The sequence below is a fragment of the Streptomyces sp. NPDC001108 genome (genome assembly GCF_053598535.1).
Genome location: NZ_JBSFKL010000036.1, coordinates 1 through 9,557, shown reverse-complemented (window position 1 = coordinate 9,557; position 9,557 = coordinate 1). Strand labels below are relative to the sequence as shown.

Here is a 9,557-nt window from a genome sequence, read left to right as displayed (position 1 = left end):
ACATCCTCACCACCAACCACATCGGCATCCACGACAACTTCTTCGACCTCGGCGGCGACTCCATCCTCTCCATCCAAATCGTCTCCCAAGCCCGGCGAGCAGGTCTCCAACTGACCTCGAAGCTGATGTTCACCCATCAGACGATCGCCGAACTGGCCCCGATGGTCCGACAGGCCGAGCCGACGACGGACGACAGCGACGCGTCGGGCCCGGTGGCCGGCGGTGTTGAACTGACGCCGATCCAGCGGTGGTTCTTCGACGGACACACCACGGCCCCCGACCGGTACGCGATGTCCGTCCACGTCGTCCTGGCGCCGGACACCGACCCCGGTGTGCTGGCGCGGGCGCTGACGGCGACCGTCGACCACCACGACGCCCTGCGCATGCGGTACGCGGACGACGGTGCGGGGAACTGGACGCAGGAGTACGGCGACCGCCCCGGCGGGATGCTCAGCGTGCGGGACATCCCGGCCGACGGCACACAGGCCGCGCTGCACGACGCGGCCGACGAGGCCCAGCGCGCCCTGGACCTGCGCGGTGGAGCCCTGGTGAAGGGCGTCTTCCTGCGCATGCCGGGCGCGGACACTCCGCCGCGGCTGTTCCTCGCCGTCCACCATCTGGTGATGGACGCGGTCTCCTGGCGCATCGTCCTGGAGGACCTCGCCACCGCGTACGCCCAGCTCGCCGCGGGGCACCCCGTCGACCTGGGTACCAGGACCAGCAGCTACCAGCAGTGGGCGCGGCGGCTCACCGACCACGTCCGCTCCGGCGCGCTCGACCACGAGACCGGCTACTGGCGGAAGGCGTCGGCGGGCGCGGTGGACCTTCCCTCCGACGGGCCGGCGCGGAGCACGTACGGGGACGTCGCCGTCGAGTCCGTCGTGCTGGACCGGGCCACCACGGACGCGCTGCTGCACCGGGCGCCGGCCTCGTTCCGCACCCGGATCAACGACGTGCTGCTGGCGGCCCTCGGACGGGTTCTGAACCAGTGGGCGGGCGGGCCGGTCGCGGTCGCGCTGGAGGGCCACGGCCGTGAGGAGCTCTTCGACGATGTCGACCTCTCCCGGACGGTCGGCTGGTTCACCACCATCTACCCCGTCACGCTCAGGGTGCCGGACGGCCCCTGGGGCGAGGCCCTGAAGGCCGTCAAGAAGACCCTGCGCAAGGTGCCCGGCCGCGGTATCGGTTACGGCGCCCTGCGTTACCTGCGGGAGCCGGACCACCCGGACCGGGCCGCGCTCGCGGCTGCCCCGCGTCCTGGGATCAGCTTCAACTACCTGGGGCAGTGGGACGGCGCCGACGGTGGCGGCGGGCTCGTCCGGGACCGGCTGGACGGCCTCGGCGCCGACCAGGCGCCCGGGGAGGCCCGTCCCCACCTGATCGACGTCGTGGCCGCCGTCAGCGACGGCCGGCTGCGGATCGAGTGGATGCACGCTCCCTCGGCCCACTCCCCCTCCACCGTCCGCCGGCTGGCGGACGACTTCGCCACCGCCCTGCGGCAGATCGCCGCAGCGGCCGGAAACTGACTGCCCTACCGGAAGGCTGCTGTTGTGGCTCGCTATGTTCTGAGTGACGCCGAGAAGGTCGAACTCGCCCGAATTTCCGATGAGTTCCTCGCCACGCACCCGGTCTGGGCACCGCTGGAATACGTGGACGACATCCGCGAGGAGGCCGAGCGGCTGCCCGTGGGGGTGCGCCGGTTCCTGGTGCGCGCGCGAGCCGCCGAGGATGCCATCGTCGTCGTGTCCAACCTCCCCGTCGACGAGGATCTCGTCCCCACCCCGTCGAGCTGGCAGGTAGCGGAGAAGGAGGGTGCGGCGATCCGCGAGGAGCTGGTGCTGCTGCTGGTCGGCTCCGTGCTGGGCGACGCCTTCGGGTGGAACAACCAGCAGAACGGCCGGCTGGTCCATGACGTCTGCCCGTCCAAGGGACTGGAGAACTCCCTGACCAGCGCGAGCAGCCAGCAGCAGCTGACGCTGCACACCGAGGACGTGTTCCACGCCTGCCGGGGCGACTACGTGGCCCTGATGTGCCTGCGCAACCCCGACGCCGTGGGCACGACGGTGTCGCTGGTCGGATCGGTGGAGTTCGAGGAGCCGCTGCGGGAGGTGCTGCACCAGGACCGCTTCCGGTTCTTCCCCGACGACTCCCACCAGACGGCTCCGCTGCCCGCCACCGGGACCCGGCCGGCCCTGGAGGAGCGCCCGCACGAGGTGGCCTCCGTGCTCTTCGGTCCCCAGGACTCCCCGTATCTGCGGATCGACGCCGACTTCACCAGCCCGGTGCCCGGCGACAGCGAGGCCGAGCTGGTCATGGAGCGAGCCGCCGAACTGCTGGCGGACGCGGCCGAGCGGGTGGTGCTCGGTCCCGGTGAGGCCGTCTTCGTCGACAACTACCAGGCCATCCACGGCCGGGACACCTTCACGCCGCGGTACGACGGAACCGACCGCTGGCTCAAGCGCACCAGTCTGGTGCGGGACATCCGGCGCACGTACGTGCGGTCGAAGTCGCGTTCCCGGCTGCTCGGCTGATGCCGGGCAGGACCGCGGAGAAGGGGCCGAAGGGCGGCTTCACGCTGCTGTGGGTGAGCTCGGCGTTCGCCGAGTTCGCCTACAGCACCTCCCTGATCGTGCTGCCGCTGATCGTGCTCGCACTCACCGGCTCGCCCTCGCGGGCCGGGATCATCGGGTTCGTGGACGCGACGGCGATGCTGCTGGCGGGGCTGCCCGCCGGAGCCGTCGCCGACCGGTACGACCGCAGGACCGTGATGCTGTGGTGCCAGGCCGCCCTGGTCGCCGTCTTCGGCTCCCTGGCCCTGCTGCTGTGGGCGGACGCCGTCTCGATGCCGGCGTTGATCGGGATCGCCCTGGTCAACGGCGCGGCCACCGCCCTGACGATGGCGGCGGGCGACGCGATGATCCCGAGCCTGGTGGCCCCCGAGCGGCTCTCCGACGCGGTGGCGATGAACGCGGCGCGGACCTACGGGGGCCAGCTCGCCGGTACCTCCGCGGGCGGATTCCTGCTGGCGGTGAAGAGCGCCTTCCCGTTCGCCGTGGGGTGTCTCGCGCACCTGGCCGGTCTGGTGCTGCTGCTGTTCCTGAAGCGGCAGCCGCCGGTCCGCCCGGCCGACGACCGGTCCGGTGCGGGCGGGCGGGGACTCCTGGAAGGGGTCCGCTGGATCGCGCGCCATCCGTTCCTGCGCGTGGGGCTGGCCTGTGCGACGGCGACCAACTTCTTCTTCGGCGTCATCTATTTCATCGTGATCGCGTCGGCACGGATCAGCGGGATGAGCACCGGTCTCGTCGGGCTCATGGCCGCGCTGCTGGGAGTGGGCGGCCTGCTCGGCGCCCTGGCGGCACCGCTCCTCCAGCGGCTGCTGGGCGGGGCCCTGCCGGTCTACGTCGTCCTGTGGGCGTTCGTGGTGCTCACCGCGGGGATCGCCGTGCTGCCCGGCAGTTGGACGCCGGGGGTGCTGCTCGGCGCGGTGGCCTTCGTGGCGCCCACCGCGAACGCCTTCTTCACCACGCAGCAGTTGACGTTCACCCCGGACAGCCATCGGGGCCGGGTGGTCGGCGCCGCCGCCGTCGCGAGTGGGGGCGGCGGCGCGGTGGCCCCGCTGGCGGGCGGCATCGTGCTGGACCTGACGGGCCGCTCCGTCGGGCTGCTGGGCTGCGCGTGCGTGATGGCCGTCGTCGCCCTGCTGACCACGCTCAGCCCCGCCCTGCGCGACGTACCGGAACCCGTGGCGGAGCCGTCGCCGGTGCCGGCACCGGCACCGGCACGGTGTGAACCCGCGGTGCCGGTGCCGGCCCCGCTCCGCCTCCGACAGACAGATGGAGACAACTCGGCATGACCATTGATCTGGCCAGTCCCGACCTTTACACCACCGAAGCCCGTTTCGGCATGTGGGAGGAGTACATCCGGTCGGACGCGAAGATCTGGAGCGAACCCGGAAATTCCCCGTCCGGTTTCTGGTCCGTCTTCTCCCACCGCGATGTCTCCGCCGTCCTCTCCCCCAAAGCGCCTTTCACCTCCGAGTACGGCATGATGATCGGATTCGACGCCGACCATGCCGACCATTCCGGCGGTCGCATGCTGGTGGTCAGCGAAGGGGACTGGCATTCCGTTCTGAAGCGGCTCATCGGGCCGTTTCTCTCGCGTCTGCGCGCCCCCGAACTGCATTCCGTTCTCCAGCAGGAAGTACGCGAGATCGTCGAACGGCTCCGCTCGGAGGAGACCACCGATATCGCGCTCACCGTGGGACCGCGGCTCCCCGCCGCGATCGTGTGCGAAGTGATCGGTGTACCGCTCAGCGAGCGCGAGCACCTGATCCAGCTCACCAACCACGCCTTCGGCGGGGAGGAGAGCAGCTTCGACAAGATGACCCCCGCCGAGGCGCACACCGAGATCCTCTTCTACTTCCACGAACTGATCGAGCGCCGCCAGAAGGAGCCCGGCACCGACCTGGTCAGCGCGCTGCTCGCGGACGGCCGGCTCAGCACCGAGGACGTGCTGATCAACTGCGACAACGTACTGATCGGCGGGAACGAGACCACCCGGCACTCGATCACCGGCGCCTTCCACGCCTTCCAGTCGTTCCCCGGCGCCCTCGACGCGCTGCGCGCCGATCCGGAGCTGGCGGACCGGGCGGTCGAGGAGGTGGTCCGCTGGACCTCCCCCGCGGCACACGTGCTGCGGGTGGCCACCGAGGACTGCGAGATCGGCGGCCGGCGGATCCGCGCGGGCCAGGCGGTGGTGGCCTGGCTGGCGGCGGCCAATCGCGACGAGCGGCTCTTCGCCGACCCGCACCGCTTCGTGCCGGACCGCACCCCCAACCGCCACCTGGGATTCGGCACCGGCCCGCACCACTGCCTGGGCGCGGCGCTGGCCCGGCTCGAACTGAAGGAGCTGCTGACCCAACTGACGGCCGAGGCACGGTCCGTCGAACCGGCTGGAGAGGTGCGCTGGATGCGGTCGAATCTGGTTCAGGGCTACAGAAGCCTCAACGTTTCCATGAAATGGCGCTGACACTCCGCACATCGATATAGCGTCGATACAGTCTCGGATTGACCAAACGGGGAGCGGTTCGCCATGTTGGACATATGCCTCGGCCTGGAGGATTTGGCCCGTATCCGCATCATCGGAACGCTGGGATCGGCCTTCGAAACGCATCTGGCTTGGGGGCAGTTGGCGAAAGAGCAGCGCGGCACCCTTTCGGAATGGCGCCGCACCGCGCGGAGCAGATTACGACGGGCCGGAATCAAACTGCCGAAGACGCGCTCCACCTCTCTGGTGGAAACGCTGACCTCGCCGATTCCATCTGAAACGGACGCGTTCCACCGGGTGGCGGTGGAGCCGTTCTGGGACGGAATTCATCGGTTACTGATGGCTGAACGGGAAGCCTGCGGACGGGAGATGCTGGACGGGGGTGTCGAGCAGATCCTCAACAACCGTCACAGCGCCATACGGTGGGAAGCCCCCCTGCTCCGCGTCGACACCGCCCAGCCGCCCCGGCGCACCAGCCTGGCCGGCCAGGGCATGGCACTCGCCCCCTCCCTCTTCGCCCCGCACCCGATCCTGATCGACGACAGCATGGGCTGGCGGGGCACACCGGTCCTCGTCTACAACGTCGTCCCCGAGGCGGAGCCGGCAGCCGCGCTGTGGCAGGGCCAGGAAGGCGAATCGGCCCTGCCCGCGCTGCTCGGCCGGACCCGGGCGGACGTCCTGGGGGCCCTGCGGGAGACCGGCTCCACGGGCCAGGTCGCCGACCGGCTCCGCATCTCCAGCCCGTCCGCCAGCAAGCACCTCACGATCCTCCGCCGCGCCGGGTTCGTGACGACGGAGCGCCGCCAGAACCTGGCGGTCCACAGCCTCACCCCGCTGGGCGAGGCCCTTCTCGGCTGAAGAAACGGAACTCTCCGCATGCCCACCTCCTCCCTCACCCGCCACACCACTCCCACCGCGCCCACCCATCGCCTGGTCTGCTTTCCCCACGCGGGCGGCGCGGCCAGTTTCTACCGCGACTGGCGCCAGTACGCCGCGCCGGGCACCGAGCTGCTCGCCGTGCAGTACCCGGGACGCGAGAACCGCATGCGCGACCCGCTGGCCACGACGATGGGGGAGCTGGTGCCGGCGCTCGTCGACGAGCTGCTGGCCCTCCCCCCGCTGCCCACCGTGTTCTTCGGCCACAGCATGGGCGCCGCCGTCGCACACGAGACGCTGCTGCGCATCGAGCGGACGGGTGCCACCCACGTCACTCGTCTGTGTGTTTCCGGACGCGCCCCGCAGCGCTCCCCCCGCACCCTCGCCCGCACGGACGAGGAGGTCCTGGCGGCTGTCCTGGCGCTCGGCGGCACCCACACCGCGGTCTTCGAGGACCCGGATCTGCGCGCGCTGCTCCTCCCCGTCATCGCCAACGACTACCGCCTGATCGACCGCTACCACCTCGCCGCCGGCACGCCCCCGCTGCGCGCGGCCGTCCACGCCCTCATCGGCTCCGACGACCCCCAGGTCACCCCTGGGGAGGCCGAGGAGTGGCGCACCGCGACGTCGGGTCCCTTCACCCTCACGGTCCTCGAAGGCGACCACTTCTATCTCGTCCCGGAGGCCGAGCGGGTCGCGCGAACCGCCCTGGAGCCGGAACCGCACCTACCGGTTTAGCGGTACGAGGATGGTCCGGAGAGCGGCTGGCCCATGCGGGGGTGTGCCGGATTCTCTGATGCGCGCCAGAACCGCACGCTTGCCCCATGGCTCGGAACCGACTTCTGATCATCCTCACCCTCCTCCTCTGCGCCGCGGGCCTCATCGCGACCACGCTCCCGCCACCCGAGGACCGGGCCCGCCTCGCGGCGGCCCACCACGCCCACGCGCTGCGCACCACCGACCCCACCGGCGGCCTCGACGACCTGCGCCCGCTCGGGCGGATCGTGGGCGACGCGAAGGTGGTGGGCCTCGGCGAGGCGACGCACAGTTCGCACGAGTTCTTCACCATGAAGCACCGCGTGCTGCGCTACCTGGTGGAGGAGAAGGGCTTCCGCGCCTTCGCCCTGGAGACGTCCTGGAGCACCGGCCTGCGGCTGGACGCGTACGTACGCACCGGCAAGGGCGACCCCCGGCGCATCATGCGGGAGGAGTTCCAGGACACGTACGCCTGGTGGAACACGCGCGAATACCTCTCCCTCGTCGAGTGGATCCGGAAGTGGAACACCCACCACCCGAAGGACCCGGTGCGCTTCCTGGGCGACGACTTCGCCTACGCGGGCCCGGAGCTCTACGACCGCGTCCTGCGCTACGCCGCCCTTCACCAGCCCCGCCTGCTCCCCCGCCTCACCGCGCTCTACCGCGGCCTGCGTCCCACCACCTCGTCCGGCACGTACATGAAGAACTACTTGACCCGCCCCCTTGCCGAACGCCGTGCCCTCGCCTCCCGCACGTCCTCGGCGCTCTCCCTCCTCACCCGCGACGCGCCGTCGTCCGCCCCGGCCGGCCAGGCCCGCGCGTGGGCCCTCCAGCACGCCAGGGCCATCGACCAGACCGCACGCGGCTACGCCTTCGACTTCGACGACCCCACGGACCTGCGGGCGTCCATGGGCTACCGCGACCGCCTCATGGCCGACAACGTCACCTGGTGGCACGGGACGACCGGCGAGAAGATCCTCGTCTCCGCCCACAACAGCCACCTCGCCTACCGCTCCTCCGACCCCCGCTACCCCCGCATGCAGGGCGCCTTCCTCCGCGACGAGCTGGGTACGTCCTACCTCAGCATCGCCATGACCTTCGGCACCGGCTCCTTCAACGCCTCGGCCCCCGACGGCGCCACCACCGTCTACACCCTCGGCGCCCCGGCCCGGAACGCTACCGAACACTTCCTGAACACGATCGCCGCCACCGACTACTACCTGGACCTCCGCACGCTTCCCTCCCCCGCCCGCACCTGGCTCTCCACCCCCCGCCCGACCCACAACATCGGCACGTCCTACCCGGAGCCCACGCAGCGGGTCGCCCTGGCGCGCTCCCATGACGTGGTGGTGCATCTGCGGCGGGTGACACGGGCACTGCTGCTGGCCACGCCCGGCGGGTAGGCCCCGCCCGCCGGTGGTTCAGCGCGGGATGCCGGGTCCGACGGGCGTCCCGTCAGAGCCAGTCCTCGCGGGGCGGGTCGCAGAGTTCGAAGACCACTTCGCCGGTGTCCGGTCCCTCGACGGCGACGGGGCGCACCCGGGCGCCGACCGTCACCCGGTGCGGGGCCGCGCCCACGACGCGGCAGCGGAAGACGAAGCCCTCCGGCAGCCGGACGAGGGACTCGTTGCGGGCGGCCTCCGTGTAGCGGTGGACGACGCCGGACCGCACGACGACGCCCTGTCCGTCGCTGTGCTCGGGCTTCAGGTCGCTCGACGCGCACACCGGGCAGAGCAGTTTCCGGAAGGAGGCCGTGCCGCACCATCGGCACCGGTGGTAGTTCAGGCCGGCTTCCTCCCGCACCGTCCCCGCGGTGCCCTTCACGGTGCCATTCGACGACTGGGACACGGTCGACCCCCTGCGCTCGGCTCGGACGCGCCGTACGTGCGCGTCGACGCGTCCGCACCATAGGGCACTGAGTGCCGAAACGTAAAGACACTCAGTGCCAGAACATGGCTTCCGGGGACTCGCTCCTACCCGATGGCCGCCTCGATCTGCTGCACCACGCGCCACATCGGGGCCCCCTTCGCGGCGACCATCACCACCACCTCGCCGTCCCCCGCCGGCCCGACGACACCCCCGGCCGGCGCACCCGTACCGGCCCCGCTCCCCCACACCCGGCGCACCATGCCCAGGGCGTGGTCGACGGCAGCCTCCGCGTCCCCCTCGCCGCCCGAACGCAGCCAGGTCCGCAGCCCGTTGTTGTGCGCGGCCACCACGGAAGCGGCGACGACCTCGGCGCGCAGCGCCCCGTCCTCCGCGTCGCCGTACCGGTCGCGCAGATAGCCGGCGAGCGTCTGCTCGTACCGCCGCACCACGGACAGTTCGTAGGTGCGCAGACCCGGCACCTCCCGGGTGAGGCGGTAACGCTGTACGGAGAACTCGGGGTTGGCCGCGTACATGCGCAGCACCAGCCGGGCCGCGTCGCTCACCGCGTCCACCGGGTCGGCGTCCCCGGCGTCGGCCAGGAACTCGGTCATGTCGGCCAGGCACCGCTCGTGGTCCGGGAAGACCGCGTCCTCCTTGGAGGGGAAGTAGCGGAAGAACGACCGGCGGCCGACCCCCGCCCGCGCCACGATGTCGTCCACGGTGGTCCGCTCGAAGCCGCGCTCCAGGAAGAGCTGGAAGGCCGCCTCGGCGAGCACCTCCCGCATCGGGGCCTTCTTGGCAGGTCTGCGCGCTTCAGTCATGCCGGGAACGTAACACCGGAAGGCCCGTTCTGGCACCAGGTTCCTTTACAGAGGGTACTGAGTGCCATATCGTCGTCCGTACAAACCGCACCAGGTAGGAGAGCCGGCGTGAGCTTGAGGATCGTTGTCTGTGTGAAGTATGTGCCGGATGCGACGGGTGACCGGCGTTTCGCTGATGATCTGACGGTG

9 protein-coding genes and 1 pseudogene are annotated in these 9,557 nt (G+C 71.0%); 8 read left to right on the top strand and 2 right to left on the bottom strand.

From position 1 onward, the window contains the following. The 7 genes from ACWC97_RS33790 to ACWC97_RS33760 all read left to right on the top strand — a co-directional run. On the top strand, positions 1-1,526 hold a 1,526-nt coding region (locus ACWC97_RS33790; protein WP_450653633.1), incomplete at its 5' end, for a condensation domain-containing protein. Positions 1,527-1,550: 24 nt separating this feature from the next. Further along, a complete protein-coding gene (locus tag ACWC97_RS33785; protein ID WP_352281178.1) occupies positions 1,551-2,531 on the top strand; it encodes a TauD/TfdA family dioxygenase in 981 nt (326 codons plus the stop codon). Then, complete coding sequence (locus ACWC97_RS33780) at positions 2,531-3,853, top strand: MFS transporter (protein ID WP_450653631.1); 1,323 nt, start codon at positions 2,531-2,533, stop codon at positions 3,851-3,853. The genes ACWC97_RS33785 and ACWC97_RS33780 overlap by 1 nt, the downstream gene beginning before the upstream one ends. Next, positions 3,850-5,028 (top strand): cytochrome P450, encoded by a 1,179-nt coding sequence (locus ACWC97_RS33775; RefSeq protein WP_450653629.1) that lies wholly within the window; start codon positions 3,850-3,852, stop codon positions 5,026-5,028. The genes ACWC97_RS33780 and ACWC97_RS33775 overlap by 4 nt, the downstream gene beginning before the upstream one ends. Before the next feature lie 357 nt (positions 5,029-5,385). After that, positions 5,386-5,904: a winged helix-turn-helix domain-containing protein gene (locus ACWC97_RS33770; protein WP_352281172.1), complete on the top strand. Its 519-nt coding sequence runs from the start codon at positions 5,386-5,388 to the stop codon at positions 5,902-5,904. 18 nt (positions 5,905-5,922) lie between these two features. Beyond that, positions 5,923-6,660, top strand: a complete 738-nt coding sequence (locus ACWC97_RS33765) for a thioesterase II family protein (RefSeq protein ID WP_352281170.1) — start codon at positions 5,923-5,925, stop codon at positions 6,658-6,660. 86 nt (positions 6,661-6,746) lie between these two features. Continuing rightward, positions 6,747-8,081: an erythromycin esterase family protein gene (locus ACWC97_RS33760; protein WP_450653626.1), complete on the top strand. Its 1,335-nt coding sequence runs from the start codon at positions 6,747-6,749 to the stop codon at positions 8,079-8,081. A gap of 52 nt (positions 8,082-8,133) precedes the next feature. Here the strand turns inward: ACWC97_RS33760 and ACWC97_RS33755 are convergent, their stop codons facing one another. Both ACWC97_RS33755 and ACWC97_RS33750 read right to left on the bottom strand, forming a co-directional pair. Next, complete coding sequence (locus ACWC97_RS33755; protein WP_352281166.1) at positions 8,134-8,502, bottom strand: Zn-ribbon domain-containing OB-fold protein; 369 nt, start codon at positions 8,500-8,502, stop codon at positions 8,134-8,136. 149 nt (positions 8,503-8,651) lie between these two features. After that, the gene (locus ACWC97_RS33750; RefSeq protein ID WP_385218338.1) at positions 8,652-9,368 is read right to left on the bottom strand and encodes a TetR family transcriptional regulator; all 717 of its coding nucleotides are present in this window, start codon (positions 9,366-9,368) and stop codon (positions 8,652-8,654) included. 108 nt (positions 9,369-9,476) lie between these two features. Here ACWC97_RS33750 and ACWC97_RS33745 point away from each other — a divergent pair. Further along, a pseudogene (locus ACWC97_RS33745) lies at positions 9,477-9,557 on the top strand (electron transfer flavoprotein subunit beta); the annotation flags it as partial.

What these genes read in the sequence shown, in the direction of transcription:
- ACWC97_RS33780 (WP_450653631.1), top strand. Translation starts at nt 2,531, where the DNA reads ATGCCGGGCAGGACCGCGGAGAAGGGGCCGAAGGGCGGCTTCACGCTG.
- ACWC97_RS33775 (WP_450653629.1), top strand. Translation starts at nt 3,850, where the DNA reads ATGACCATTGATCTGGCCAGTCCCGACCTTTACACCACCGAAGCCCGT.
- ACWC97_RS33770 (WP_352281172.1), top strand. Translation starts at nt 5,386, where the DNA reads ATGGCTGAACGGGAAGCCTGCGGACGGGAGATGCTGGACGGGGGTGTC.
- ACWC97_RS33765 (WP_352281170.1), top strand. Translation starts at nt 5,923, where the DNA reads ATGCCCACCTCCTCCCTCACCCGCCACACCACTCCCACCGCGCCCACC.
- ACWC97_RS33760 (WP_450653626.1), top strand. Translation starts at nt 6,747, where the DNA reads ATGGCTCGGAACCGACTTCTGATCATCCTCACCCTCCTCCTCTGCGCC.
- ACWC97_RS33750 (WP_385218338.1), bottom strand. Translation starts at nt 9,368, where the DNA reads ATGACTGAAGCGCGCAGACCTGCCAAGAAGGCCCCGATGCGGGAGGTG.